This is a genomic window from Lactobacillus sp. HMSC08B12 (assembly GCF_001808415.1).
Lineage (GTDB): Bacteria > Bacillota > Bacilli > Lactobacillales > Lactobacillaceae > Lactobacillus > Lactobacillus delbrueckii.
Genome location: NZ_KV793109.1, coordinates 1 through 24,840 on the forward strand (window position 1 = coordinate 1; position 24,840 = coordinate 24,840).

26 protein-coding genes, 1 tRNA gene, 2 pseudogenes and 1 riboswitch are annotated in these 24,840 nt (G+C 48.5%); of the genes and pseudogenes, 19 read left to right on the forward strand and 10 right to left on the reverse strand.

Annotated elements, in window-relative coordinates:
• Both HMPREF3168_RS01230 and HMPREF3168_RS01235 read left to right on the forward strand, forming a co-directional pair.
• Positions 1–209: pseudogene (locus HMPREF3168_RS01230) on the forward strand (hypothetical protein); the annotation flags it as partial.
• A gap of 29 nt (positions 210–238) precedes the next feature.
• On the forward strand, positions 239–706 hold the full coding sequence (locus HMPREF3168_RS01235; protein WP_070488071.1) for a hypothetical protein: 468 nt from the start codon (positions 239–241) through the stop codon (positions 704–706).
• Positions 707–770: 64 nt separating this feature from the next.
• Here the strand turns inward: HMPREF3168_RS01235 and HMPREF3168_RS01240 are convergent.
• Positions 771–1,094 (reverse strand): annotated as a pseudogene (locus tag HMPREF3168_RS01240) (1-acyl-sn-glycerol-3-phosphate acyltransferase); the annotation flags it as partial.
• Between HMPREF3168_RS01240 and HMPREF3168_RS01245 the strand changes: the two are divergent.
• A complete protein-coding gene (locus HMPREF3168_RS01245; RefSeq protein WP_246825666.1) occupies positions 1,065–2,189 on the forward strand; it encodes a glycoside hydrolase domain-containing protein in 1,125 nt (374 codons plus the stop codon). The pseudogene HMPREF3168_RS01240 and the gene HMPREF3168_RS01245 sit on opposite strands and share 30 nt — an antisense overlap.
• A gap of 734 nt (positions 2,190–2,923) precedes the next feature.
• On the forward strand, positions 2,924–3,172 hold the full coding sequence (locus HMPREF3168_RS01255; RefSeq protein ID WP_003616266.1) for a hypothetical protein: 249 nt from the start codon (positions 2,924–2,926) through the stop codon (positions 3,170–3,172).
• Between the two features lie 44 nt (positions 3,173–3,216).
• On the opposite strand, the gene HMPREF3168_RS01260 is transcribed toward HMPREF3168_RS01255, so the two are convergent.
• The 4 genes from HMPREF3168_RS01260 to HMPREF3168_RS01275 all read right to left on the reverse strand — a co-directional run bounded on the left by HMPREF3168_RS01260 (position 3,217) and on the right by HMPREF3168_RS01275 (position 5,912).
• Positions 3,217–4,086 (reverse strand): 1-acyl-sn-glycerol-3-phosphate acyltransferase, encoded by an 870-nt coding sequence (locus HMPREF3168_RS01260; RefSeq protein ID WP_070488076.1) that lies wholly within the window; start codon positions 4,084–4,086, stop codon positions 3,217–3,219.
• A gap of 63 nt (positions 4,087–4,149) precedes the next feature.
• Positions 4,150–4,974 carry a glycosyltransferase gene (locus HMPREF3168_RS01265; protein WP_003611910.1) on the reverse strand — a complete coding sequence of 275 codons (825 nt, stop codon included), beginning with the start codon at positions 4,972–4,974 and terminating at the stop codon, positions 4,150–4,152.
• 27 nt (positions 4,975–5,001) lie between these two features.
• On the reverse strand, positions 5,002–5,778 hold the full coding sequence (locus HMPREF3168_RS01270; protein ID WP_035174936.1) for a lysophospholipid acyltransferase family protein: 777 nt from the start codon (positions 5,776–5,778) through the stop codon (positions 5,002–5,004).
• Between the two features lie 61 nt (positions 5,779–5,839).
• Positions 5,840–5,912, reverse strand: a tRNA-Lys gene (locus tag HMPREF3168_RS01275).
• Positions 5,913–6,038: 126 nt separating this feature from the next.
• Here HMPREF3168_RS01275 and yycF point away from each other — a divergent pair.
• From yycF to HMPREF3168_RS01335, 12 genes are all read left to right on the forward strand, one after another.
• On the forward strand, positions 6,039–6,767 hold the full coding sequence (yycF, locus tag HMPREF3168_RS01280; RefSeq protein WP_003611890.1) for a response regulator YycF: 729 nt from the start codon (positions 6,039–6,041) through the stop codon (positions 6,765–6,767).
• A 46-nt stretch (positions 6,768–6,813) separates the two neighbouring features.
• Positions 6,814–8,709: a cell wall metabolism sensor histidine kinase WalK gene (walK, locus tag HMPREF3168_RS01285; protein ID WP_050951949.1), complete on the forward strand. Its 1,896-nt coding sequence runs from the start codon at positions 6,814–6,816 to the stop codon at positions 8,707–8,709.
• Entirely contained in the window at positions 8,699–10,261 is a 1,563-nt protein-coding gene (locus tag HMPREF3168_RS01290; RefSeq protein ID WP_070488078.1) for a two-component system activity regulator YycH, read from the forward strand. The genes walK and HMPREF3168_RS01290 overlap by 11 nt, the downstream gene beginning before the upstream one ends.
• A complete protein-coding gene (locus tag HMPREF3168_RS01295; RefSeq protein WP_070488080.1) occupies positions 10,262–11,062 on the forward strand; it encodes a two-component system regulatory protein YycI in 801 nt (266 codons plus the stop codon).
• Positions 11,063–11,080: 18 nt separating this feature from the next.
• A complete protein-coding gene (locus tag HMPREF3168_RS01300; RefSeq protein ID WP_035184071.1) occupies positions 11,081–11,878 on the forward strand; it encodes an MBL fold metallo-hydrolase in 798 nt (265 codons plus the stop codon).
• A 94-nt stretch (positions 11,879–11,972) separates the two neighbouring features.
• Positions 11,973–13,256 (forward strand): S1C family serine protease, encoded by a 1,284-nt coding sequence (locus HMPREF3168_RS01305; protein ID WP_070488082.1) that lies wholly within the window; start codon positions 11,973–11,975, stop codon positions 13,254–13,256.
• Positions 13,257–13,746: 490 nt separating this feature from the next.
• Positions 13,747–14,226 carry a 23S rRNA (pseudouridine(1915)-N(3))-methyltransferase RlmH gene (rlmH, locus tag HMPREF3168_RS01310; RefSeq protein WP_003620648.1) on the forward strand — a complete coding sequence of 160 codons (480 nt, stop codon included), beginning with the start codon at positions 13,747–13,749 and terminating at the stop codon, positions 14,224–14,226.
• Positions 14,227–14,339: 113 nt separating this feature from the next.
• Positions 14,340–15,155, forward strand: coding sequence for a helix-turn-helix domain-containing protein (locus HMPREF3168_RS01315; RefSeq protein ID WP_016395963.1), 816 nt, complete (start codon positions 14,340–14,342; stop codon positions 15,153–15,155).
• A gap of 132 nt (positions 15,156–15,287) precedes the next feature.
• On the forward strand, positions 15,288–16,166 hold the full coding sequence (locus HMPREF3168_RS01320; RefSeq protein ID WP_013438944.1) for a hypothetical protein: 879 nt from the start codon (positions 15,288–15,290) through the stop codon (positions 16,164–16,166).
• Positions 16,167–16,180: 14 nt separating this feature from the next.
• Positions 16,181–16,624 carry a hypothetical protein gene (locus HMPREF3168_RS01325; protein ID WP_225209190.1) on the forward strand — a complete coding sequence of 148 codons (444 nt, stop codon included), beginning with the start codon at positions 16,181–16,183 and terminating at the stop codon, positions 16,622–16,624.
• A 17-nt stretch (positions 16,625–16,641) separates the two neighbouring features.
• Positions 16,642–17,022: a hypothetical protein gene (locus HMPREF3168_RS01330; RefSeq protein ID WP_013438946.1), complete on the forward strand. Its 381-nt coding sequence runs from the start codon at positions 16,642–16,644 to the stop codon at positions 17,020–17,022.
• A 174-nt stretch (positions 17,023–17,196) separates the two neighbouring features.
• Positions 17,197–17,538 carry a hypothetical protein gene (locus HMPREF3168_RS01335; RefSeq protein WP_013438947.1) on the forward strand — a complete coding sequence of 114 codons (342 nt, stop codon included), beginning with the start codon at positions 17,197–17,199 and terminating at the stop codon, positions 17,536–17,538.
• A 63-nt stretch (positions 17,539–17,601) separates the two neighbouring features.
• On the opposite strand, the gene HMPREF3168_RS01340 is transcribed toward HMPREF3168_RS01335, so the two are convergent.
• The 3 genes from HMPREF3168_RS01340 to HMPREF3168_RS01350 form a co-directional block, all read right to left on the reverse strand.
• Positions 17,602–17,967, reverse strand: a complete 366-nt coding sequence (locus HMPREF3168_RS01340; protein WP_002877735.1) for a pyridoxamine 5'-phosphate oxidase family protein — start codon at positions 17,965–17,967, stop codon at positions 17,602–17,604.
• Positions 17,968–18,101: 134 nt separating this feature from the next.
• Positions 18,102–18,770, reverse strand: coding sequence for an energy-coupling factor transporter transmembrane component T family protein (locus HMPREF3168_RS01345; RefSeq protein ID WP_003611643.1), 669 nt, complete (start codon positions 18,768–18,770; stop codon positions 18,102–18,104).
• A 9-nt stretch (positions 18,771–18,779) separates the two neighbouring features.
• Positions 18,780–20,135 (reverse strand): ATP-binding cassette domain-containing protein, encoded by a 1,356-nt coding sequence (locus HMPREF3168_RS01350; protein WP_016395966.1) that lies wholly within the window; start codon positions 20,133–20,135, stop codon positions 18,780–18,782.
• 26 nt (positions 20,136–20,161) lie between these two features.
• Positions 20,162–20,249: riboswitch (TPP riboswitch) on the reverse strand.
• A 185-nt stretch (positions 20,250–20,434) separates the two neighbouring features.
• Between HMPREF3168_RS01350 and HMPREF3168_RS01355 the strand changes: the two genes are divergently transcribed.
• Positions 20,435–21,919 carry an MFS transporter gene (locus tag HMPREF3168_RS01355; RefSeq protein WP_070488085.1) on the forward strand — a complete coding sequence of 495 codons (1,485 nt, stop codon included), beginning with the start codon at positions 20,435–20,437 and terminating at the stop codon, positions 21,917–21,919.
• A gap of 53 nt (positions 21,920–21,972) precedes the next feature.
• A complete protein-coding gene (locus HMPREF3168_RS01360; RefSeq protein ID WP_013438951.1) occupies positions 21,973–22,821 on the forward strand; it encodes a helix-turn-helix domain-containing protein in 849 nt (282 codons plus the stop codon).
• A gap of 55 nt (positions 22,822–22,876) precedes the next feature.
• Here the strand turns inward: HMPREF3168_RS01360 and HMPREF3168_RS01365 are convergent, their stop codons facing one another.
• A complete protein-coding gene (locus HMPREF3168_RS01365; protein WP_083289572.1) occupies positions 22,877–23,695 on the reverse strand; it encodes a helix-turn-helix domain-containing protein in 819 nt (272 codons plus the stop codon).
• Positions 23,696–23,978: 283 nt separating this feature from the next.
• Positions 23,979–24,593 (reverse strand): hypothetical protein, encoded by a 615-nt coding sequence (locus HMPREF3168_RS01375; RefSeq protein ID WP_013438954.1) that lies wholly within the window; start codon positions 24,591–24,593, stop codon positions 23,979–23,981.
• Between the two features lie 33 nt (positions 24,594–24,626).
• On the opposite strand from HMPREF3168_RS01375, the gene HMPREF3168_RS10415 reads away from it, so the two are divergent.
• Positions 24,627–24,840: hypothetical protein (locus HMPREF3168_RS10415; protein ID WP_210384538.1), on the forward strand; the 214-nt coding region annotated here is incomplete at its 3' end.

A 24,840-nucleotide genomic window follows, 5' to 3' on the forward strand; every position in this document is an offset into this window, starting at 1 on the left:
TTCCAAAATATCATCATGACGCTACACTAGCCAAAAATAAAGTTCCGTTTGAGTTCCATATGTATCAAAAGGGCAATCACGGAATGTCCTTGGCAGACAAGCGGACTGATGGCCGGCCAGATCATTCTCTTAGCGACCCTCAAGCTGCTTCCTGGAAAAAACTCTACCTGGGCTGGCTCAGTGAGAATAACTTGTACCACCTGTTGTAAAACAGACATTTTAAGATCGGAGTACTACCATGTTCTACAAAAGCCACTTCGGCACCATTTTGACTTCTGTATTGTCCATGTTCATGGGCTTGGTGATGGCAATCTTCATCATCTTCTTGAACCACCTGCCTTTCAACTGGGTTAACCTGTTTGAATTGACCGCGGAAATCAACCTGATCGTCTTTTTCTTCAGTTTGTTCATCCCTTACAATGCCTGGGGTGATTGGTTTGCCGGCCTCTTCCACTTGCAGGAAGGCACGGTAGCTTTCAAGCTGGTCCAAGGGATCATCCCTTCCGCCGTTTTGAACACGCTCAACACCTTTATCTGTACCGGCGCAAGCATCTTCTACAACGAATCCATCCCTAAGGCAGCGCGGATGACCGCCTACCTTAACGGCTGCAAGGAAGCCTGGATCCCATGCTTTATCGTATCCTACATTGCTTCTTTCGTGGCTGTCTGGCTGGGCAAGAAGGTTGCTGAAAAATACGTCAAGTAATTTTTTATAAAAAATAAGATCATGAAGGAGAATTTTACCTTCATGATCTTTTTGCTTTGAAAAATTATTCTCCCCGCCAGCCGGCAATGTCCCAGCTGGTGAAGTCGTAGTCCAGTTTCTTCTTGTAGACTCTCTCATAAGCCTGGACCTTCAGCTTGTAGTCTTCTTCCATCAAGCGGCTGGCGTTCTCGCTGGCCGTCTTGGTCGGGTCCGGGTAGAGGACGTCCAGAACATGTACAGTGTAGCGGGTCTGGTAGAAGTGCTCGTTCTGCTTTTCCAGTTTTGGCAGGTCCTGGATTTCCACAAAAGTCGAAATCACCGGGACGTTGCACTTGGCCGCGAAGTAGTAGGCCCCGCGTTGCGGCTTGCGGGGCTGCGGGTCTTCCCAATCTATGAAGATGGTGGGTACGAGATCGAATACTTTAGCAGAAACCGCGGCTACCAAGATGGGATTACTGCTGCTAAGAAAGCAGCTGAGCTAGGCTTCCCAAGTGGGACAGTAATTTACTTTGCAGTAGATGTCGATATTCAAGATGGCGACATTGAAGGGACAGTCGTTCCTTATATGAAAGGCGTCATCGATGCCGTGAAGCTTAGTCCATATGAGCCAGGTATTTATGGTACTAGAAATGTCTGCTTGCATGGTGAAGAAGTTGGGATGAAGTACAGCTTCGTGGCGGATATGTCCTATGGCTGGAGTGGTAATCTCGGTTTCAGAATGCCAACAAATTGGGCTTTTGACCAGTTCACCGAATATCCAATCGGCAGCACGGATATTGACCAAGTAGCAGCTTCTGGCAAAGATGCCGGTGTCAATAAGTTTTCTCCCCAGTTATACGGTACTATTTCTTATAGGGAAGTAGCAGCTGATGTACTAAAGGGCTTTGGTAAGTCGGTATCTGCTGAGTTCAACAAGAAGATTGAATTAGTGGATATCCCTTCTTTAAAGATTTCAGTAGAATTGGTTAATTCGCTGTCAGTAGCTGATGAATCTCCTGCAATTACTATTTCAAACGGTAAGTTAGATTCAATCAGTTTTGCCAATTGGCTTCAAACTTCAGGACATATTAAAGGAAATGGTGTTGATGCGGTTGTAAACGAAGCAAATAAGGTGATCTCAAGCGCAAGCATTACCAATGGTAACGTGGCGATAGAAGCTTCGATTAACAACTCTGGTGAAAGCAAGCTTAAATTTATCTACCATATTTTAGAAGCTAAGGATAAGCAATTGGATAATGAACTGTCTGTAGTTATCACTGTCACTTCAAAGCCAACAGATCTATTTACTGGCACGAAAATTCCAAACGTTGATGTTCCGAAGCTCGTATCCCAAAGTCAAACTGATCAGAAATCATGGGAGACCTTAATTGGCTTTTCAACGGTTGTTGCAATAGCTGGAGTATCTATTTTTATTAGTGGAGGGACTCTTTCAGTCTTATTAGATCTTATTCCACAATTGTTTACCGGGTTGTTAGTAGGTTAGAATCCCAGACTAATAAGTTCGTATTTTTTAACATCAAATATGCAACTTGATGAATTTTTTAAAATGTGGTTTTACGGAAGCTATAAAGTTGACTTTAGATAGCGCTGTAGTGTTTTGGCTTTTGGAAATGAAGCTATAGAATACTCTGCTTTTATGCTTTGGCAAATAATTTGGGCACATTATCAAATAGAAATTCTTAGTATCAAGTAGTAAAGAACTTTTTAAGTATACTATCTGTGAATTTGAATCACCTATTTTTACTATAGGCGCTCTTCCTAAATTATTATCGGGTGAAAGCTTAAGATTTATAATAGATGGGCACTTTAGTGAAATTAGGAATGCAGTGATAGCTGGTACCCACGAAAAACAAGATAGCGTTAAAAAGACATCAATAAACATTTTAATGGTGACAAAAGGATAGGAAACAACAAGAATCGCAAGTGAAAAGCCACAAACACTGGTATACCACAGATAAATAAGAATCTTTTGCCACTTCTTTTGAAATCGTATTAAAAAAATAAGACTGCAAAGGTGTAGCAAATAAAAGCATTTAAACTTATCCCAGAATGTTAGCTTGCTAGTAAAGGTTATGCTATTAGTAGTATCCATAATTACCTCTTGAAAAATTAATTTATGTTTTGATTTTAGCACATTCTATCAAGAACTGAGGTGAAAAGCATATAAGTGTATATCCAGAATTAATTGCGTTTGCCATCTGGCTCGCTAGCCTCGCCTTGTTAACTATCTTAAGGCGAATCCATGTAAAGAACCGAAAGCTAGAGCAATTCGTTGCTATAGTAGAGCAAGTTCTTGCCGACTACGTTGCTCTTTACCGCCGGATTGGCTTTTCTAATCAGGAAAAGCAGAACATCGTGAATTCGATTGCGGCTATTTTGAAGGAAAAGGGTTTCAAGCTCTCTAGTGAAGATGTGGCGCAAATCGAGAAAATTGTTGACAGTAAATTGCTAGATAAAGTCGAATAGAAAGCAAAACGCAGAGCACCTCGATGCTCTGCGTCTTTTATTCATTAATCATCTTCACCGCGCCAGCCGGCGATATCCCATGGAGTGAAGTCGTAGTCCAGTTTCTTATGGTAGCAGTCTTCAAAAGCCTGTACCTTCAAGGCATAGTCCTTTTCCATCAAGTCCGTCGCGTTAAAGTTCACCGACTTGGTTGGGTCCGGATACAGCACCTCCAAAATGTGCAGGGTATAGCGTGTTTGGTAAAAGTGCTCGTTATCTTTTTCAACGTCTGGCAGGTCTTGAATCTCCACAAAAGTTGAAATAATCGGCACGTTGCACTTAGCCGCGAAATAGTAGGCCCCGCGCTGCGGCTTTCTTGGCTTGCGATAGTTCCACCACATCTCTTGCTCTGGGTAAATCAAGACCCAGTGGCCCTTGTTGAAGGCGTGGCTGAGGTGATGGATGAATTCTCGCCCAATGTAGTTGGGACTTTGCACTAGGGGAATGGACCCCATATTGTTCATGATGAAGCTGAAGAAGCCCGGCAGCTTCAAGTTGGTGTCTTCAATCACGATCTCCATCCGGTGGTGGGCCTTTTGGGCTAGGCGGTTGACGGCTAAGGCATCGACCTGGTTGAAGTGGTTGGCGGTTACGATGGCCCCGCCCTTAGCCAGGTGTTGCAGTTTGTCTAAGCCTGTTACCTGAATCTTGCCAAAAAATTTCTGCGTCAAAGTCTGCAAGATCAGGTTGCCGGCTAGGCCTTCTGCCTTAGTTTTGAACTTATCCTGCTTGGCCCAGAAGTCCTCAACCAGCTTAACCCGCTCTTCCATGGACATTTGCGGGTCGCCGATTTCGGTTTTCGTCGTAAAGTTGCGGTTGTTTGCAGCTAGCTCGATATTGTGGATGACGTCCAGGCGGTGGTCACCAATAATCATCTTGTACACCTTCCTATTTGTTTTTCATTTAATCTCTGTGATACCCGTAAGTTTCACGTGTAACTATAGTTGATCTTTTAACTTGAGGTATTCGTTTAACAAGTCATCGTACTCATGCAGGTGCAAGACGCTGTGGACCCGTTTCACGTCCCAAGGCTTGACCGTCTGGGTGCGGAAATAAGGGAAGAAGCGGAAGCTGGTGGTGAAGTGCTGGATGACTGTATCGTCCTGGAGGGCGTATTGCTCATTGTACTTACGCGGGGCAATCCGCTTTTCTTTGGCTAATTTATTGATGGCCGTCTGGTCAGGCAGGAACATCTTCTTAACCTGCATCAAGTGGCGGACCCGTTTAAAGAGGCCAGTCCGCTTGATTTCCGGCATGTTCAAAAGGAGGACCCCGGAATTCAAGTAGTCAAAAATCTTCTTTTGATTGTGGAAGAAGAAGCGGCCAAAGTAGTCCAGGACCCCGACCAGTTCCGTCCCGGTCAAGTCCTGGGTGTAAAACTGGTCAATCGGCCGGCGGATGATCACGTCATCGTCCAGGTAGAGGATGCGGTCGGGAATTTGCGGCAGTTCGTCGGCAAAAAGCCGGAGCATGGCGTAGGGGGTGAAGCGGGTGCCCATGTTGGCCGTCGGCGGTTCCTTGATGAAGTTTTCGGTGCAGTCGATCAGCTCCAGGCTGCTGTTGGGGTTGTCAGCCACGATGAGCGAGCGGATGAAGTCGGCCGCGTGCTGGCTGAAGGGCTTGAAGGACCTGGATTTGCTCTTGGCCCTCATGGTCAGGATGTAGACGTGAACCTCTTCGCCGCGTTCGGCTTTGAGCAGGGATAAGACGGCAATCAGCACGCCTCTTTCAGCGTTGTGGTCACCACAAAAAAGAAAGTTCATGGTTTTGCCTCCTTAGTAGAAAAAGTCCTAGTTCTTACTGTCAATTTTAACATACGAGCAATACTCGCAAGTGCTCAATTTTGCCCGCTCCTGCATGCTTTTGGCGATTTCACCGTGCAGCTTTTCCTGAGCCGCCTTCTTGCCCAGCTTCTCGTCCGGGTAAAAGGGGCCATCGATGTAGACCGTGATTTTCGGCCGCTTGCGCCAGCGGCAGGGCTGGTAGGTGGTCGTCATGGCAAAAGCCGGGGCCTTCAGGCTGACCGGGAAGTTGAAGCTGGTCGCCGGGAAAGGGCGGATCTTGGTGTAGTAGGGCCAAAGATGGGCTTCCGGGTAGATGACGATGGCCGCCTGCTTTTCTTCATAGGCGTATTTAACGTCCTTGAGCAGGCGGATGGACTGCTTGATGTTTTTCCCAACCGGCAGGCCAGCTGCCGGAATCACGTACTTGCCTAAAAAAGGAATCCCCCAATTGGCCTGGGCGGCCAGGGCATAGTAGTGGTAGGGGTTGACGATGGTCATGGGGGTGAAGGGGTCACCCAGCATCTGGGTGTGGTTGCCATAGACAAAATAGCCCTGCTTTTTAAAAGGGCGCAGCTTTTCCTTGCCTTTGACTTTAACTAGTAAGAAGAGGCGGGAGTAGAGCCAGGCAAAGGCGCAGGCCAGGCTGCGGACCAGGCCGTTCCAGAATTGCCAAGCCGCCCCTTTCCGGAAGACCTGGTAGTCATCTGGGAGCTGGAAGTCCTGCTGGGCGGAACTGACCAGGTCCTCGCTTTCGCTGTGGTAGTAGTAAGTCTTTTTACTCATCAAAAGTCCCCCGCTTGCTGTAAAATAAAAAAAGCACTGCGAGCGCAGTGCTTAGAGATGATGGGTCGTCAGGGGATCGAACCCTGGACACCCGGATTAAGAGTCCGGTGCTCTGCCAGCTGAGCTAACGACCCGTGTCAACCAACAATTTTATTATGCCATAAATTTCAGTAAAAGCAATCTTCTTTTTTACATTAATTGTAATTTTCTTAATTTCGCGGGCAAATCAAGTATAATAGTCACAGTGAAGGAGGTTCATAATGCCTAAAAAAATTCTCGTCGTTGACGACGAAAAGCCGATTTCCGATATCATCAAGTTCAACTTGACCAAAGAGGGTTTTGATGTAGAGACCGCTTATGACGGCGAGGAAGCTGTCGAGAAGGTTGAAGAATACAACCCTGACTTAATGATTTTAGACTTAATGCTTCCGAAGAAAGACGGGCTGGAAGTAGCCCGGGAGGTCCGCCAGACCCATGACATGCCGATCATCATGGTTACTGCCAAGGGCGGTGAGATCGACAAGGTCCTCGGCCTGGAAATGGGGGCGGACGACTACGTAACCAAGCCCTTCTCCAACCGTGAGCTGGTGGCCCGGGTCAAGGCCAATTTGCGCAGCCGGGACATCGTCAAGAAGGCAGTGGAAGTTAACCAGCAGAAGGAAAAAGAACAGGAAAGCAATGACATCCAGATCGGCAACCTGCTGATCAAGCCGGATGCCTACCTGGTTGAAAAGAACGGGGAAAAGATCGAACTGACCCACCGGGAATTCGAGCTGCTCTACTACATGGCCCAGCACATGGACCAGGTTATGACCAGAGAGCACCTCTTGCAGACGGTCTGGGGATACGACTACTTTGGTGACGTCCGGACGGTTGACGTTACGGTTCACCGCTTGCGGGAAAAGATCGAGGACAATCCGGTCCGGCCGAAGATTTTGGTTACCCGGCGGGGAGTCGGCTACTTTATCAAGCAGCAAACAGAAGAATAATTTGGGAGCCACTGTTTGAGGTGGCTTTCTTTATGTGGATGGATTAATGAAGAAAGATAAAAAAGCACGCAAAGAGAAAGTGAAGAAAGAGAAGACCAACCTGCTTAAGCGCGCGGTCAGCTCGATCCAGACCAAGATCGCTCTTATCTTCATGCTCCTTTTGCTGGCCACGATTGAAATCATCGGGGCCTACTTTACCCGGCAGATGGAACAGACCAGCATCAACAACTTTCAAACCACGATTCAGCTGCAGTCGATCGTGACCGACCAGCTGACTGCCCAGCTGGTCAAGAACGGCAAGAGTGCTGACCGGAAGATGAACCAGATTATCACTGACTACAGCAATGATGCGATTTCTGAAATCCAGGTCGTGGACAGCAAGAACGTGATCCGGGCCGTGTCCAACTTAAACGACAAGAACCGGGTGGGGCAATTGTCTAACAACGGCGATATCCGGGAAGTGATCAACTCCGGCCAGCAGAAGACCCAGGTTGCCAGTGACCAGAAGGGCAGCTTCATGGTTCAGATCGTGCCTCTGACCAGCGGAACCAACATCGTCGGGGCGGTTTACGTCCGGGCCAGCATGGCTGACGTCTTCAATAACTTGCGAAATATTTCGATGATGTTCTTGACGGCCTCACTTTTGGCCGTAGTCGTGGCGGCGATTGCCTCCATGTTTATTTCCCGGGCAATAACCCGGCCGATTGAAGAGCTCCGCCAGCAGGCCATCCAGGTGGCTGACGGGGACTACTCAACCCAGGTTAAGATCTACTCTAATGACGAACTGGGCCAGCTGGGGGCGGCCTTTAACACCCTCTCAGTCAAGATCGAGCGGTCCAATGAGCAGTCAGAATCTGAGCGCCGCCGGCTGGACAGCGTCCTGTCCCACATGACTGACGGGGTGATCGCGACCGACCGGCACGGGAATGTGTCGATCATGAACCAGATGGCCCAGGACTTCCTGGACGTCAAGGCCGAAGATGCGATCAAGAAGCCGATTTCTCAAGTTTTAGGCCTGGGGGAGGACTACACTTCCCAGGACTTGATCTCCAACCAAAGCGACATGCAGGTCACGGTCAATGCCGGCACGGATGATGAAATAATCCTGCACGCCAGCTTTACCTTGATCAAGCGGGTCACGGGCTTTGTTTCCGGGGCCGTCTGTGTTTTGCACGACGTGACTGAACAGATCAAGAACGAAGACGAGCAGCGGCAGTTCGTTTCCAATGTTTCCCATGAATTGCGGACTCCTTTGACCAGTGTCCGGGCTTATATTGAAGCCTTGAATGAAGGGGCCTGGAAGGATCCGGAGATTGCCCCCCAGTTTTTGGATGTGACGCAAAAGGAAACTGAGCGGATGATCCGGATGGTCAACGACCTCCTGGTTCTGTCCAGAATAGACCGGGGAGCCACCAAGCTGGAACCGGAATGGGTTAACTTTACTGACTTTGTCTCCCACCTGCTCAACCGCTTCGACATGATTGTCGAACATGACCAGGGCGAGGCCCAGAGCGATACCAAGGAATACGTGATCAAGCGGGACCTGGGCAACCAGGCCCTTTGGGTGGAAATCGACACTGACCAGATGATGCGGGTGATCGACAACATCATGAACAACGCTATCAAGTACTCCCCTGACGGGGGGACCATCACGGTCCGCTTGACCCAGAACCAGAACCAGATCCTGCTCAGCATCAGCGACCAGGGCCTGGGGATTCCAAAGAAGGACCTGGGTAAGATCTTTGACCGCTTCTACCGGGCAGACAAGGCCCGGTCCCGGGCCCAAGGCGGGACCGGTTTGGGCCTGGCCATCGCCAAGGAAATCGTGACGGCCCATGGCGGCCGGATCTGGGCGGACAGCCGGGAAGGGCATGGGTCAACCTTCTATATTGCCCTACCTTACGAACCAATGGATGAGGAGGATGAATGGGATGAAGTTTAAATTCAAGTTCAAATTCAATGATTTTCTCCTCCACCTGGCGACCTTGACCGTGATTTTGATCTCGATCGGCCTCTGGGTCACGGTGATGACCAGTGACCAGCGCTTCAGCCGGATCAGCAATGAATCATCCTCCCAGAGCTCGGCTTCTTTGTCGACCCACTACCGGAATGTCCAGTCTTTTTACGCCCCGGGCCAGACCTATGTCTTTCAAAACGGGGTCCGCTACCAGGTCCATGACGCCAAGCGGAACCTGCCTTTGAAGTTTGTCCAGTACCTGGAAAAGGTCAAGCTGGGGACGATCGAGAAAATGTCAACCACGGCCAGTGATTATGAGAGACTGCTGGCTGACCAGAACTATATTATGTTTGCCTACCCGGACCAGATCAATTTCACGGTCCTTTTAGGCAAAAAACAAGCTAATTCCAGCCTGCAGTTCAACCGGGTCTTTGTCCCGGTCAAGAGCAAGACCCGCTACCTCTATTTCGGCAACGACAAGGGCAGCCGGGTCTACCGGGTAAAGATCAAGTCCGGCTCCTTCCGGCAGCTGGCCAAGTACGTCAAGAGCGCCCAAGACCGGCAGGAGGTCAGCTTCCTGCACTTAAAGAAGCTCTACGTGCCTTTTTATGCCAAGGAAATCAAGGCCAAGGAATACAGCTACCTGATCAGCTACCAGTCCAGCAGCTACTATGCTTCCCGGCTCTTGGGCAGCAGCTACCGGAAGTCAGTGGCTAAGAACGGCCGCACTGTCTACACGGCTGGTTATTCCAAGCGCCTGCAGATTCCTAAGGAAGGCAAGAGCAATGACCACCAGTATCTGTACCAGAACTACTTGACCAGCCAGGAGCGGACGGCCACCCAGGAGATGCTGGAAAGTGCCGCCTATGTCAAGCAGCTGGGCCTGGCTGAACAGGACCTGCGCTTTTTTGAAAGCAGCGGCAAGACGGTGTCCTACATCAACTATATTGAAGGCTATCCGATTTTTGCCAACGACGCTTTGGCTCAGACCCAGGTAACCATGGGGACGGAGTCGGTCAGCGTGGCTTTCAGCAGCATGAACCTGCAGATCCCGATCCCGTATGACGGCCATGTCAAGACCTTGCCGAAAACCGCGACCCTGCTGAAGGAGCTGAATAGCATCGGCATCAAGGAAAGCGAAATTGAAAAAATCACCATAGGCTACCATATCCAGGCCGACAAGAAGCGCAGCGACTTGATTACCCTGATGCCGACCTACTTCATCAAGGTTGGCGGCAGCTGGAACAGCCTGGCCGGCTGGAAGAAGATTAAGGCGGAAAACACGGATCAGTTAATGGAGGGGTCAAGTCCCAGCTCCAGCAGCTACTTATCTTCCAGCTCTTCCAGCAATGAGTCGAGCAGTGAAGCCAACTCAAGCGCAAGTTCCAGCGTCAGCCAGGCACCGGCCAGCAGCCAGGAAGCATATTCCAGCAGCCGCAGCCAGCCGGCGGCTGAATCAAGCTCCAGCTCCAGCAGCTCCAGTTCAAGTTCCGCCGTATCAGCAAGCTCTGCCAGCTCAAAGGAAGGAGAAAAGTAAATGGATCATCGCAAAATTGAATGGCTTTTTCTGATCCTCTTCTGCTTAGTCGACATCTATCTCTTGATTGAGCTTTGGCGGGCCCCGGTTACCTTGACCTCATCGACCAATTCGGTGACGACCTCAACCAGCTTGAAGGCTGAAATGAAGTCAGACAATATTACGGTTCCTTCCCTGTCCAGAAAGGGGGACTCGGGCTACTACCTGGCCACTAGAAGTAAGAGCGACTTGAAGGAAGCCGCCAAGAAGCTCAGCAGCGACGTCTCCACCAGCTACGCTGAAGGGGACAAGACCCTGTACGCGACCATGAAGACCGCGATTCCGCTGGAGCGGATGACGGTGGGCGAGTTCAAGAATGACAGCAATTACGTCCCGCATGGCAAGCAGTATGTCTATGCCAAGAACCTCTCCAGCAACAGCAGCTACGTTTACGTGCAGAAGTCCCAGTACGGCCTGGTTTACAGCAACCTAGCCCAGCTGGTGGTCAATGTCAAGAACAAGAAGATCACGGGCTACTACCAGACCTACTTGACTGACTTGTCCAGCGTCCGCGAGCTGCAGGCAACTATCAGCCCCTTGCGGGCGGTCACCAACCTCTACACCACCCGGGAACTGGCCGACAACTCCCGGGTAATGCAGGTCAAGCTGGGCTACACCAAATTGACCGAGGTCCGGGACAGCGTGATTTTCGTCCCGACCTGGCTGGTCTGGATCGAAAACAAGAGCAGCAAGAGCAGCAGCTTGAAGCGGGTCAACGCCTTCAGCGGCCAGCTTTTGCAAAACAGTACATTGGACGATTAAGGGCAGGAAGGAAAAAATTTGCAATTCGCGGTATTATCGAGCGGATCAGCGGGCAACTGCAGCCTGCTGATGACTGACCAGCACAAGATTTTGATGGACGCCGGCCTTTCAGGCAAGAAGACCAAGGAGCTTTTAGCCAAGGTAGGCGTGGCGATCGAGGACCTGGACATTGTCTTTTTAAGCCATGACCACGGCGACCACAGCGGGGGGATGGGGGTCCTTATGCGCCGCTATCCCCAGCTGAATGCCTTCAGCAACACGGGCACCTGGAAGTACTTGGAGGAGACCGGGAAGATCGGCTGCCTGCCGAAAGACCAGATCAATGTGATTGAGCCGGGCCAGACCAAGTGCTATGGGGACTTGGAAGTGACGGCTTTTGCCACTAGCCATGACGCGGCCCAGCCCCAGTACTACGTTTTTTCCAGCGGGGGCAAGCGCCTGGCCTGCTTGACGGACACGGGCTACGTGTCTGAAGAAGTCGAATATGAGATTCAAGACGCGGATGCTTATTTGCTCGAGTTCAACTATGACGACCTGATGCTGAGAAGCGGCCCCTATCCCTGGAGCCTGCAGCAGCGGGTCCGGTCAGACCACGGCCACCTGTCAAACGAGCAGGCGGCTGAGACTCTGGCCAGGGTTATCAGTTCTAAAACCAAGCATGTTTTCATGGCCCACCGCAGCCAGCAGAACAATTTAAACTATTTGGCCCGGGACGTGGCGGAAGAGGTTTTGGCGGCCAGAGACGCTGACGTGGCCAGTGACCTGGAATTGCACGATACCGAGCCGATGACGCCGAGTTATTTAATTAATTTATAATACAGAGGATTTAAAGCTTTTAATTAATACGTTTTGTTCATATATACTTCAAAAAGCTAGGATATGATAATGGCAACGATAAGGAGTGATAACCATGTCTGAAGAACAAGATAAGCAAAGAAACACGCGCAAGAAGGAAAATAACCGTTTGCTAACTAAAGCGGCCATCATTGGGGTCGTTGCCGGTCTTTTGGGCGGGGGGATTGCCTACGGCGGCTTGTCAGCAGCCAATTTGAACAGCAATGCTTCATCATCCACGGCCAGCTCAAGCAGTAGCAACACTGGTGAAACCGGGTCAGTGACGACTTCATACAGCGGCACGACTAAGGTCAACAAGTCCAGGACTACCAGCGGGACGATGACTTCCGCCTACAAGAAGGTGAAGAACTCGGTTATTTCAGTTTTGAACTACAAGTACATTTCCAGTTCATCATCAAGCTCTGACATCTACAGTATATTTGGTTACGGTGACTCGGACAGTTCAGACTCATCCAACTCCAAGAAGTCTTTGACTTTGTACTCTGAGGGTTCCGGGGTCATCTACACGACGGCAAACGGTAAGGGCTACATCGTCACTAACAACCACGTTATTTCTGGGGCAGCCAAGGTGAAGGTCATGCTGGATTCCGGGAAGACGATTGCCGCTAAGGTTGTCGGCAAGGACTCAACCAGTGACCTGGCAGTTTTGTCAATCGACTCCAAGTACGTGACTCAGACTGCTTCATTTGGTGACTCCAGCAGCCTGCAGTCCGCGCAGACGGTGATTGCCATCGGTTCACCAGAAGGGTATGAATACGCGTCTACGGTAACGCAAGGGATCATTTCCTCACCAAGCCGGACGATCACTTACAACTCCAACCAGATGACGGTCATCCAGACTGACGCGGCCATCAACTCCGGTAACTCCGGCGGGCCCCTGGTCAACTCTGACGGTCAGGTTATCGGGATCAACTCCATGAAGCTGTCCAGCTCCAGCAGTGGCGACTCCGTCGAAGGGATTGGCTTCGCGATCCCGTCAAACGAAGTTGTGACGATCGTCAACCAATTGGTCAAGAATGGGAAGATCACCCGGCCGCAACTGGGCATCAAGGTAGCAGCAATTGATGAACTGAACAGCTACTACAAGAAGCAGCTAGGCATTTCAACTAGTCTGAAGAAGGGCCTGTACGTGGCCGGCGTAACTTCAGGCAGCGCGGCAGCCAGTGCCGGGATCAAGAAGGGCGACGTGATTACGGCGGCTGACGGTAAGACGGTCAACGACGTAGCCACCCTGCACAGCATCCTGTACAGCCACAGTGTTGGTGATAAGGTCAAGATTACGGTCAACCGGAATGGCAAGACGATGACCTTCACGGTAACCCTGCAGGCAAGCAACTAATTTAAGAACAAATAATCCAGTGGATCAGCAGATCTGCTGGATTATTTGTTTTTTTCAAAACAAAAACAGGGTGAAAGGAAGGTAAAGTTCGTATATATTTCTTGTCAAGGGAAATTTTTAAGGAGACTTTATCCCCAATCCTGTGGAAAAGACTGTGAATTGTGCAAAAAACAGAGTAAAAATCGCTAAAAAACTGTGGATAAGCTGTGGATTGTGTGTAAGTTCCACAGGTAAAAGGCTTGTTAAAACGTCTGTTCAAGGCGGCAGGCCGGGCCTTTTTGGTGATTGTTTGTGAAAAGTTCCAGTCCACAGGTAGTTTGTGGAATGGTTACACGGGATTTTAGAAATTTTTTTGCAAAAAGCTAGACCTAGATAGAATTCGGCTTTAGTCCACTAGATCTAGAAAAGGGCTTTCCACAGCTGTGGAAAAAGGCGGTTGATAAACTGTTAATTATGGGGATAGAAGTAAAAATGGTAAAATAGGGGCATTATGAATATCAAAATTGTTTGCGTTGGAAAATTAAAAGAGAAGTATTTTAAGGACGGGATCGCGGAGTACCAGAAGCGGCTGAGCCGCTTTGCCAAGGTGGAGATCGTGCAGGTGCCGGATGAGAAGGCGCCGGAAAGCCTCAGCCCGGCCCAGATGGAAGAGGTCAAGAAGCGGGAAGGCGAGCGGATCTTGAGCAAGATCAAGGACAAGGAATATGTTTACGTTCTGGCCATTAAGGGCAAAGAGCGGGCTAGTGAAGAGTTCGCCAAGGAACTGAAGGACCTGGGGACCTACGGGCATTCCGACATTACTTTCGTGATCGGGGGAAGCCTGGGGACCAGTGACGCGGTCAACAAGCGGGCCAACGACCTCTTCAGTTTCGGCAAGCTGACCATGCCCCACCAATTGATGCGGCTGGTTTTGATTGAGCAGATCTACCGGGCCTTTATGATTAACTCCGGCAGTCCTTACCACAAGTAGAATAGTTTTTTAGCCTCTCCTGGGTAATAAACAGGAGAGGCTTTTTGTATACGAATCAGTCTAGTGCTAGAATCTAGGGTGAAAGTGTTTTATCAGGGGGAGCTGAATAAAAAATGGAGATCTGTGATTTACTCAAGCAGACGAGAATAGATTTGGGTCTGACCCAGCAGGGAATGGCGGGAGAAGTCATGTCAGTGGCCCAGTACTCCCGGATTGAGAGCGGGGAGCAGCGGATCAAGGCTGAGGATCTGCTGGAGCTTTTGGAAAGCCATAATTACGATCTAGGCTACTTTTTCACCAAAATGATTTACAGCCGGCGAGAGGAAAAAGAGGCTGACTGGATCAATATTGAGTTCCGGGTGAAGAACGCCTTTTATGATTGGAACTGGAAAAAGATGAGCTTTTTGAAAGAGCAGGCGGCCAATCTGACGGGGAAGACAGCCCTGCGGGTTGGCGGGGACCTGGTGGCTTATCTGCTGGATCCAGAGCTTAAGGATCATGAACAGCTGAAAAACGAGGTATCGGATTATTTCTTTAGTCTGGACAATTGGATGGATGATACGGAAGCGATTGTTGTATTTGCCGTGGCGATTCAGTTGATGAAGTTTGATATTGCTTATTTTTGGCTGAGTGAATTGCTTGACAAGTACCAACAGATCGATAATTTTTCCAGAGACCAGCAGGAAGCTGTGGGCAAGGCTTGTGTCAGCTTCTGCCAGCGCTGCAGGAAAGAAGGCGTTGCAGAGGCAGCAAAAGAGGCAATTGAAGTTTTAGGTCAGCTGTCGCCCTGTCCGGAGTTCGTGGCCTACCGCTTGCTTGGCAAGTATTACGCGGGGCTTTTTTCCGGAGAAGATGAGGAGGCGGAAAGGATCAAGGGAATACTTAGAGAGTCTGGATTGGAAAGATTTGTCGATCATTTTCTCTTGTGAAGATTTGCAGATCTGCAAACGCTAATTCATATCTGCGATTTTGCTCTCTAGCTAAAAAAAGCGATGTAGAATAGCTGTGAAAGCGGATTACGATTTGGCCAAGTCATATTGTTTTAAGATTAGGAGAACAAAATGAAGAGATATAACATGGCTATTAATTTAGCTTTTATGCTATTGTTGATGCTAACGCCTTCTGTGGTGTATGCATCTAGCAATTCGAACATAAGTGAATTTGAAGAGTGTTACCGTGAAGGTGAGTCTAAAGGGATTATTAAAGACGGAAATATTTCTAAGGATACTTTTGTTGAGATGTGTAAAGAATCAGTTTTTCCAGCTTATTTAGAAGCGGTAAAAACTGATCCAACGTTGACGTTTGAACAATTTGTTGCTGATGATAATTATGAAGTACCATTTCAAAAGAAAAACGATCATCCCGAAGTGGTAACCGCAGAGGGTTCTGGGCGCACAGCAGTTGGCCCGTTTGTTAACTTTATTTCAGCTAGCAAAAGTTACAAGATGAAGGCGGGAGATATTCTAATTTGCTATGGGACAGGATCTAGCGGAAGATTGGTTGGACATGCGGCTATGGCAACATCGGCTAACTATATTATTGAGATGCCGGGTAATTATAGAAAGATCAAGGGTAATTCATGGCGTTCTCACAATGCAAGAGTTGTTTCAAAAGCCAGTTTCTTTAAGAGTCACACTAAAGGAAAAGACTATGTAGCTGTTTATAGAAACAATCATCCGATTTATTCCGATCGAGCATCAACGTATGCATACAGATACATGTATAAAAAAGATAATCCATATTATAAGATTACATCGAATATATTTGAAAAGAGCCCGAGCTATTGTTCTAAGTACGTAGTACTGGCGTACTACTGGGGTGCGACTAAAAAGAGCTGGGGTGGTGGTCATAGAGTAGGTATTATTCCACCCCATCAATTGCCAAGTTACTTTTCTGATAGTTTTGTTCCAAGCTACAAATATAAAGTCACAAGTTATTGAAAGGGATGATTTTGATGACTAAAACAGAGCGTTACATGTGGCTGGCCAATGACCTGCTTTTGACGGCAGCAGCAGTGTCGCTGATCATTAATTTAGTTGGCCAGACGGCTTCCGGTTATGCCTTTAGCGGCAGTCATGGGCAGGCAACAGAACTGCTTTATGATGCCTTTATTTTGCTCGTTGCCGCGGCTGCTTTGGGAGTCTGGCTGAGCAAGTGGCTGGCTCCTGCAGCAGCTTGGGTAATTGGCGCCTGCCTTTTGCTGGGCCTTGTAATTGACCGGGCGGTAGGCCTGTATTTCGGCTTGACCTGGTACTGGACTTTGGCTGTTGTCGCTTTGGCGGTCAGTCTGGTTCTGGCCAGCTACCGCTGGCGGGGGAAGGCAGTCTTTAACTATTGGCTGGCCGGCATCCTCTTGGCCGTCAGCCTGGTCAGCTGCGTGATGGCCTGGGTTGGGTGAAAACGAAGGTGATAGAGATGAAATTCTTAAAGATTTTAGTCAAAGTGGTTGATGTAATCTTACTATGCTTTTTGACTGTGGTAGTTTGCTCAAATCTAAAGGACTACATCAATGCCCTAAGAACGATCAAAGGGACTGATTTAAAGGTAACAGTTTTTGGCCATGTGGTTTTAATTTTGGTCTTACTGACAGAATTAGCCTTAGCTGTATTTAGCCAAAAAATTCCCCGTAAGCTGTTCTTGATTATTGGCCTAGTTTGCCTTGCCTTGACATTTATAGGACTGATTACGCCAATCGCTTTTGGTCCGGGCAATTTGCCACTTAACCTCTTGGCCTTAGTGTTATTGGCTGTTAGCCGCTTTTTGCAAGAAAACATAGCTCAGAAGAGAACGTTGTAAAATACAAAGGTTATTATTAAACTTAGCAAGAATCGCACGTTAACATACTCAAGTTTGGTAGCTGGAATTTTTAACAAAAGAAAAAAATGACGGCTGCCGCAAGAATCACTGCTCAAAAAGTGAACTTGAACTTATAATATGAGTGAATAGTCTTTTGAAAATAGGAGCGTGATTATGATGAAAAACTTTGCAACTAAGCCAGCCGTTAAAACCGTCTTCTTGCTGGCTGGCATCTGCTTGGCCTTGTTCATGGCGGTTCAGTGGATCTTTGCCTTGGGCAACCCGGGGCCAGTATCTTGGGCGATTGCCGGCATGATCGCGATTACCCTGCTGACCCTATTTCTGGGAATCGCCCCTTTGACTAAGCTCAGCCCGGTAGTTGGCTACGCGGTCGCTGCGGCTTTGGTGGTTGTCGTCTTGATCTTTGTCTTCAATATCCATGGGTACATCTCAATTGGCATTTTATACCTAATTTACGCGGCCCTGGCTTGTGGCCTTTTATGGGCGAAAAAATAAACAGTAAACAAAAATGGCTTCCAGGATTTTCTCCTAGAAGCCATTTTCTTTATGCTGATTTGATTAAGCGAAGATTTCTTCAACTTCAACTACTACGGCAGTATCAGTTTTCTTGCCAACCTTAGCAGCGTATTCCTTAGCGAAGTCGTCGCCTTCGTGGATAGTCACGCTGCCGAGCACGCGTACGTTAGTGTGGCTTGGCACGTCAGCAACTACAACAGCAACCTTGCTGCCGTTCTTGATGTTTTCCCACAAGTGGGAGAAGGTAACTTCACTCCAGACCAGGTGCTTGTCGTCCAAAGCAGTCAATGATTCCTTAGGACCAACTTGTGGGTTGCCGTCCTTGTCAACGGAAGCAACGAAGGCCAAAGCGTCGTTAAAGAACTTTTGTTGGTCAGCAGTCAAAGTAGTAGCGTCTAATTTCTTCATAATGGTAATTTCCTTTCTTTTTACTTAAGTAGTAATTTCTTCTCTTGATACTTAGTATTATAGGCCTTCCCCAGGCAAAAGAAATTGATTTAGGTCAATTTTATAACTCTTTTAATAAAATTTTTTTGCAATTTCTACGGGAGTAAAAAAGCGCCCAGATTCAAAAGAAGAACCGCAATAATAAAGAGCAGCCAATCTTTGTTAGTTAGCGGCACCTCAACGATCACGGACCGCGGAGCGCCTTCCCGGTAGCCGTGGGACTCCATCCCCTGGGCCAGGTTGTCGGCACTGTTTAAAGCTACCAAAATCGCGTTAAAGTAGAGGACCGGGGACCAAAAGGAGAGGTAGACTCCCCGCATCATCCCTGCCACCCGGATCTGCTTGACCGCGGCTTGCATGCGGGGAATGATGTTCAAAGCCGCTAAAGTTCCATAAGCAAACTTGCTCGGCAAGTGCAGGTTCTGCTCCAGCGACCGGGCCATCTCTTCTGCCGTGGTTGAAATGGTCAGGCAGGCCGTGGTGAAGGTATATACGAAGGCCCGGCTGGAGATGTCCAAAGCATACCAGAGGTCGCGGTGGTCACTGAAGATGTAGCCTGAAGAAAAGACGGTAATTGCCGCTAAGCCCGTTGCCAAAAGCATCCCGCCCAGGGCCTTAGGCTTGATCCGCCGGTATAAGAGGTAGGCTAAGGATAAAACAATAACGATGACATTGCTGAAAAGGCTGACCTTAAAAGATAACTCCAGTGAAATAATCAAGGTCAGCAGGAATTTCAAGCTGGGATTCATTTTGCTTTTAGTCATTTTCTCCTCCTAATCCTGGACAAAAGCCAGCTCTCTGCCGGCCAGACGCAGGTGGTAGTCGCACCAAGTGCTGATTCCGTAGAACTGGTGGCTGATCAGCAGGATCGTCTGCCCGCTCTTTTCCTGGCACTTTTGCAAAAGCTGCACGACCTGCTCAATCGACTTCTGGTCCAGGCCGCTCAAAGGCTCATCGATCAAGAGCACTTCCTGGCCCGACAAAAGCATCAAGAGGATCTGCAGCTTCTTTTTCTGCCCGCCCGACAAGGAGTAGACCACCTGGTCCATGTGATCGGCCAAATCCAGGTCAGCCAGGGCCTGGTCTAAGACTTCCGGAGTGAAGTAGGGGGAAGCGTGCTTTTGGCTCAAAGCCAGCTCCTCTTTGACGGTGATGGCCATGAACTGGTCAGCCGCATTTTGAAAAATCTGGGCCACATGCTGGAAGTAGGTCCGCTCCTTGAGCTTGGCCACTTCCTTACCCTCCCAGGTCAAAGAGCCCTGGTAGTCCAGCAACTTGGTCATGGCCTTAAACAGAGAGCTCTTCCCGCTGCCGTTTGGCCCCGTGATCAAGGTCACCTTCCCCTTGGGGATGGCTAATTCCTTTTGCTCAAGCAAAGGCCGGCCTTGCTTGATGGCGAAATTTTTCATGACAAAAGCCGCTGGCTCGTTCTCCGGCAGGGGGAAGTGCAGGTCGATTGGCTCAGTAGCCAGGAGAAGCGCTTGTTCATCCTTAGTCAATAAGTCCACTTGCTCGCCTTTGAAGCGGTAGACCCCGTCCACCTTGCCCTGGTAGTCGTCAAAAAGGTGGTCGGTGATGATGATGGTCTTGCCCTGCTCTTTCAGCTTGGCCAAGCGGCCAATCAAGAAGCGGCGGGCCGCCGGATCCACGCTGGCAAAAGGCTCATCTAATAAGAAAAGATCCACGTCCATGGCGACCAGGACGGCCAAGGCTACCCGCTGCTTTTCCCCGCCGGACATGGTTACGATTTTCTGGTCTAAAAGAGAGTCGATTTCCGCGAATTCGCTGGCCAGCTTCAGCCGGTCCGCAAATTCTGTCTTGCTTTTGCCCAGGTTTTCCATGGCAAAAATAATCTCTTCTCTAGGCGTGGCCATGGTAAACTGCTCGCCGGCTTCCTGGAACATCATGGCCTGACTTCGCCCGCCCAAAGAAACCTGCCCGCTGGTCAGCTGGCCCCCGTATTTCGGGTAGAGGCCGGCCATGATCTTCAACAGGGTCGACTTGCCGCAGCCGGTCGGCCCGATCAAGAGGGAAAAAGTCCCCGCCGGCAGGGTTAAGGACAGGTCGCGGATGACCTCCCGGTCCCCGTAGGAAAAAGTTAAGTGGTCAATTGTCAGTTCTGCTTGCAAAATAAAAAGTCACCTCAAAACTGGGGTGACCATAAGCAGCATTTTCCCTTGCCAGCATTACCTGGCCAGGTTCCATGGGTATCATCTCAGCCTTCCGGCACCCCGTTGATTCGTCAAATTGATTCTTATTTTATTATATTGGATTTGCCAAGGCCTGTCTAATTCAAACTTTGTCCAAACTGATTGAAAATGCCGATTTATAGCACTTTTCTTAAAATAATCTGGGAAGTAGCTTTAACGAAAAATTTTTTAGTTGTATCCTAGAATTACAGACTTTTAGACTTTAGTGGGAGAGAAAAATGTCAGATCAACGAAGACGAGTAATTACCGTGGCCTTGATGTTGTCAAACGTCATGTCCGGCCTGGACAACACGATTATCAACACCGCCTTGCCGCGGATCATTGCCGATTTGCACGGGATTGAGTATACCGGCTGGCTGGTGGCCATCTTCTTATTGGGGACGGCTGTTTCCACGCCGCTTTGGAGTAAATTAGGCGAGCGGCGGGGGAACAAGCTGGCCTACCAGCTCGCGGCTGCCTGCTTTTTGCTGGGGGCGCTGCTCCAGGGCTGCGCCCAGCAGATGTCCTTTCTCTTGACCTTCCGCCTGTTGGCCGGGATCGGCAACGGGGGGATGGTGTCGCTTCCTTATATCATCTACTCTGACCTTTATCCAAACGCCCACAAGCGCCTAAAGGTGCTGGGGATGGTCTCTGCCTTCTTCACCACGGCCACCATATTAGGACCGCTCTTTGGGGGCTGGATCGTTGATGCCCTGTCCTGGCGCTGGGTCTTTTATATCAACATCCCGGTGGCCTTGATTTCCATCGTTTTGATCCAGATCTTTTTCCTGGATGAGAAAAAAGACCGGCCAGCTCACAGGGTCGACTTAGGCGGGGCCATCTGCCTATCCTTTGGGGTGGTGGCCCTCTTATTGGGGACCCAGCTGGTGGGTTCAGCCAGTCTGGCCACGGCGCTTTTGATCTTCGCGGCGGCCTTGATTTTCATCGGACTTTTGGTCATTATTGAGCGCCGGGCAGAGGACCCGATTATTCCAGGCCGCTTGTTCAAAAATATCCCCTTGGTGGTCGACTTTACTTTGTTCGTTTTGATCTGGGCCGCCATGTCGGCTTACAGCGTCTACGCGCCGATGTGGGCTGAAGGCTTGATGGCCACGACTGCCCTGGTCGGGGGGATGACCCAGATTCCCGGAGCCCTTACCGACATGCTGGGCTCCTTGTCCGTGGAAAAAATGCGCCGGCGCTGGTCAGCCTACCAGGTTATGCTGGCCACCTGCTGGCTTTTGGCGGCAGGCTACCTGGCTATGGCCGTGGCTCCGCGCTATTTCCCTTACTGGGGGATCTTGCTGGCCGGGATGCTGCAGGGCTGGGGCCACGGGGTCATGTTCAACCAGCTTCAGGTTAAGGTGCAAGAAGACGCGGAAAGCCAGGACGTGCCGGTTGCTACTTCCTTCTCCTACCTGATCCGGATGCTGGCCATGGCGATTTCTTCCAGCGTCTTCGGGGTCATCTTGAATGAGCACTTGGCTAAAGGGGTCAAGGCTAGCGGAGGCAAGATCACTTTGTCCATGCTCAACCACTTATCAGACGCCAAGACCCGGGCCAGCCTGCCCAAGCAGGATTTGGTCCAGATGGAGAATATCCTCTACGGGGCTATTCACGCGATTTTCTGGGCGGCCTTTATCCTGGTCTTCCTGTCTCTGCTTTTGGCCATCTGGGCCCGCTGGCGGGAGAAAAATTGGCCGGCAAGCGGTAAAATCTGGTAAGACCCAGTATAGGATAAAAAGAAGATAAGTTTTTGCTGGAAAGGAGAGAGCTGATGACTGAAATTGCCAAGCTGCAGAAAAAATTGCAGGAAGCTGGGGATGCCACCCTGCCGCTGAGCAAGGGGAAGGGGCAGACCGCGGCCTGTACGTTTGTTTTACTAGGCGACAAGGCTGAAGGCTGGAAGAATGACTCTTTGACTGCCTTGCTGCTTTTAGCGGGGACGGGGCACTTCCGGGCTGGCCAGCAAAAGTGGCAGGTTAAGCCCGGTGACTGGTTCCTGATGGCAGCTGGCCAGGACTGCAAGGCCAGTCTGAAAGAGGGGCTCCTAGTCCAGCTTGTCTTGCCAGAAGCTTTTTCAGTGAAAGACTTGAAAAAGGATCTCATGCTGGGAGAAGCTGAAGAAGTAGGGACTCACGGCCGGGTGGCGGTTGACGGGCCAGCTGGGGCGGCTTTCCTGGCGGCCTTGAATGAGTACCAGACTAGCGATTCTGTATCTTCAGTCTTGCTCAAAAGCCAGCTGCTAACTGCCCTGGCTCTGGCCTTGCGGGCACTAAATGAAGTGGGCAGCTTGAGTGAGCGGGAGATCCGCCGCTATATTAGTGAAAACTATGTCTCGACCAGCGTGAAGGATGCCGCGGCTTACTACCAGCTCAGTCCCAACTATTTTTCCGACCTGGTCAAAAAGAAGACCGGGCAGAGCTTTATTGAGCTGGTTGACGAGCAGAAGATGGAGGCAGCCGTCCGCCTTTTGGCCCGGCCAGACCTGTCGATCAAGCAGATCATCGGCCTGGTTGGCTACCGGGGCAAGTCCTTCTTTTATGAAAAATTTGGAAAGTACTACGGGATGTCGCCGGCGGCCAAGCGTAAGGAGCTTTTCCGCCAGCAGGGCATCAATTTATAGAGACAAATGTAAAAGCTTCCAGAAAAAATCTGAAAGCTTTTTGCATAAAAAATGATTATGGTGCGGTACTAAACGCAACTATTAAATCCCTATAACCAAATTCCGCTAACATCCTAGAAATCTTCTTTTGTTGTTCTACATTCTCTAAAGCTACCGCTTTATAATACTTGGCTAGCAGTTTATAGAGTAAAAAGTGCGGATGAGCTGGTAATGAGTATAGAAAATCAACAGCTTCACCCGAATGGCTGCCCCTTCCCTTATGAAGGTCATTTGCCAAATAATTAACAGCGATAATTGCTAAAATTTCTACTTTCTTAATCGGCATACCATCGATTCTTTGATATCGCTCAAATAATTGTTTAGCAAAATAATCTAAGTGCTTAGAGTCTAAAATGAAGACTCCATATGCAAATAAGATCAACAAGTTGTTATTATCTGTCCACTTATCAACTGCTAGCAAGCGTTGGCATAATTCCTGACGACACTGTTGTGCCATTGGACAATCTAAACCATCTTTTACATTCACAATCAACAACTTAGTCAAAAGATTTAAGAGCCTATGCTGCCCAAACTGCTTTAACTTATCAAGTAATTCATCAATTGACGAAAGATCACGCTCCCAATACATGGATTCAATTTTTTGCAAATAATAGTCATGATTGCAATCTGTTAATTTCCGCCTCAGTAAAAATTGATTAATAAAAGATACTATATCAATTTGATGAGCATGGAGTATTTTTACTAGATCATCAAACCTAATTCTTTGTTGATCATTTTCGATTCTAGAATACTGCGTAACAGACATCACTTCCGCAGCCATTTCTTTTTGCGACAAGCCTAAACTAAGCCGCGCATTTTTTAAAAGTTCACCCATCCTTTTTCCCTTACTACACGCTAAAAAGGCAAAAATGCCACTAAATAAAGTGACATTTTAAAAATTGTGTCGTTGAATTCCCAAAGCAACGATGATTTTCCGAAAGAGGTACACACCAATAGTTAAGCCAAGAAAGTTTGACCAAAATGTACTAAATGACAATTTCTCAAATAAGTATTGGATTGGCAGAATGCAGGCAAAAAAGATTGTCAATGAGATAGCAGCTCTTGCATACTTATTTTTCGGCATTTTCTTTTTTAGCTTATCCATATTTTCTCCTATCTTAATTTAGATAATACCAAATTACACCATATAACACAGCGGCTGCTGATTTTGCTGCCCACTTCGGCACATGATTCTTCACCATATAATTATATGCCTGTTCGCTGACTATTCCTGCTACACTACCTAAGAAAAGATCATTCCAAGCTTTTTCGAACTTCTTTAATGTGATTTTTTTGATGACAGCTTTTGGCAATTTGCCATAGATTATTCGAGGCAATTTCTTGGTTACAAATTTTTTGCCAAATTTCTTAATTAATTTCTTGCCAATTGTACTGCCTACGCTTGCATCAACTTCCTCAGATAAGTCTAAAGTATCGCCACCTGGAATTTCGCCATCTGGCAAATCCTCGTTAGCATCCGCAACAATAACCTTAGGTGCTAGTTTAACATATGTTTTCAGTTCTTCTACTTCATCAGCAGATAAATCGTTAGAATCAATATCATTAACTTTTTCATACGATCTATCGAATTCCTCGGTAATAGCTCCTTCTTCTGCGTTTACAACCAGTCTACTAAGGTTCCCCTTATTTAGGTAATATAACATGTTAAAGGATAATGCAATGGCTGCAACTACTAACAATTTGAAAATATTTGTTTTTTTAAGATTACTCATTTTTCTACTCCTAACACGTAATCTTAAACCATTTTGCCAGACATAGTTCAAAAAATCACAAAAATTGCAGATTTGGTAATCTTTTTCATATTTTCATTTCTCACTTTGATGCCGATGCAGCCGGCTAACTTAGGAATTTTTTCTCAAAAAGCGCCCGAGCCTGCTGCTTGTCAGGCTCAGACAAAGCCAAGTTTGCCGAGATATTGTCCAAATACTTATATGAAGGGTGCTAAGCAGCATAACAAAA

Coding starts and splice junctions, on each gene's coding strand:
- HMPREF3168_RS01235 (WP_070488071.1), top strand. CDS start 239: ATGTTCTACAAAAGCCACTTCGGCACCATTTTGACTTCTGTATTGTCC.
- HMPREF3168_RS01260 (WP_070488076.1), bottom strand. CDS start 4,086: ATGATTATTGGTGACCACCGCCTGGACGTCATCCACAATATCGAGCTA.
- HMPREF3168_RS01265 (WP_003611910.1), bottom strand. CDS start 4,974: ATGAACTTTCTTTTTTGTGGTGACCACAACGCTGAAAGAGGCGTGCTG.
- HMPREF3168_RS01270 (WP_035174936.1), bottom strand. CDS start 5,778: ATGAGTAAAAAGACTTACTACTACCACAGCGAAAGCGAGGACCTGGTC.
- yycF (WP_003611890.1), top strand. CDS start 6,039: ATGCCTAAAAAAATTCTCGTCGTTGACGACGAAAAGCCGATTTCCGAT.
- walK (WP_050951949.1), top strand. CDS start 6,814: ATGAAGAAAGATAAAAAAGCACGCAAAGAGAAAGTGAAGAAAGAGAAG.
- HMPREF3168_RS01290 (WP_070488078.1), top strand. CDS start 8,699: ATGAAGTTTAAATTCAAGTTCAAATTCAATGATTTTCTCCTCCACCTG.
- HMPREF3168_RS01295 (WP_070488080.1), top strand. CDS start 10,262: ATGGATCATCGCAAAATTGAATGGCTTTTTCTGATCCTCTTCTGCTTA.
- HMPREF3168_RS01305 (WP_070488082.1), top strand. CDS start 11,973: ATGTCTGAAGAACAAGATAAGCAAAGAAACACGCGCAAGAAGGAAAAT.
- rlmH (WP_003620648.1), top strand. CDS start 13,747: ATGAATATCAAAATTGTTTGCGTTGGAAAATTAAAAGAGAAGTATTTT.
- HMPREF3168_RS01315 (WP_016395963.1), top strand. CDS start 14,340: ATGGAGATCTGTGATTTACTCAAGCAGACGAGAATAGATTTGGGTCTG.
- HMPREF3168_RS01320 (WP_013438944.1), top strand. CDS start 15,288: ATGAAGAGATATAACATGGCTATTAATTTAGCTTTTATGCTATTGTTG.
- HMPREF3168_RS01325 (WP_225209190.1), top strand. CDS start 16,181: ATGACTAAAACAGAGCGTTACATGTGGCTGGCCAATGACCTGCTTTTG.
- HMPREF3168_RS01330 (WP_013438946.1), top strand. CDS start 16,642: ATGAAATTCTTAAAGATTTTAGTCAAAGTGGTTGATGTAATCTTACTA.
- HMPREF3168_RS01335 (WP_013438947.1), top strand. CDS start 17,197: ATGATGAAAAACTTTGCAACTAAGCCAGCCGTTAAAACCGTCTTCTTG.
- HMPREF3168_RS01340 (WP_002877735.1), bottom strand. CDS start 17,967: ATGAAGAAATTAGACGCTACTACTTTGACTGCTGACCAACAAAAGTTC.
- HMPREF3168_RS01345 (WP_003611643.1), bottom strand. CDS start 18,770: ATGACTAAAAGCAAAATGAATCCCAGCTTGAAATTCCTGCTGACCTTG.
- HMPREF3168_RS01355 (WP_070488085.1), top strand. CDS start 20,435: ATGTCAGATCAACGAAGACGAGTAATTACCGTGGCCTTGATGTTGTCA.
- HMPREF3168_RS01360 (WP_013438951.1), top strand. CDS start 21,973: ATGACTGAAATTGCCAAGCTGCAGAAAAAATTGCAGGAAGCTGGGGAT.
- HMPREF3168_RS01365 (WP_083289572.1), bottom strand. CDS start 23,695: ATGGGTGAACTTTTAAAAAATGCGCGGCTTAGTTTAGGCTTGTCGCAA.
- HMPREF3168_RS01375 (WP_013438954.1), bottom strand. CDS start 24,593: ATGAGTAATCTTAAAAAAACAAATATTTTCAAATTGTTAGTAGTTGCA.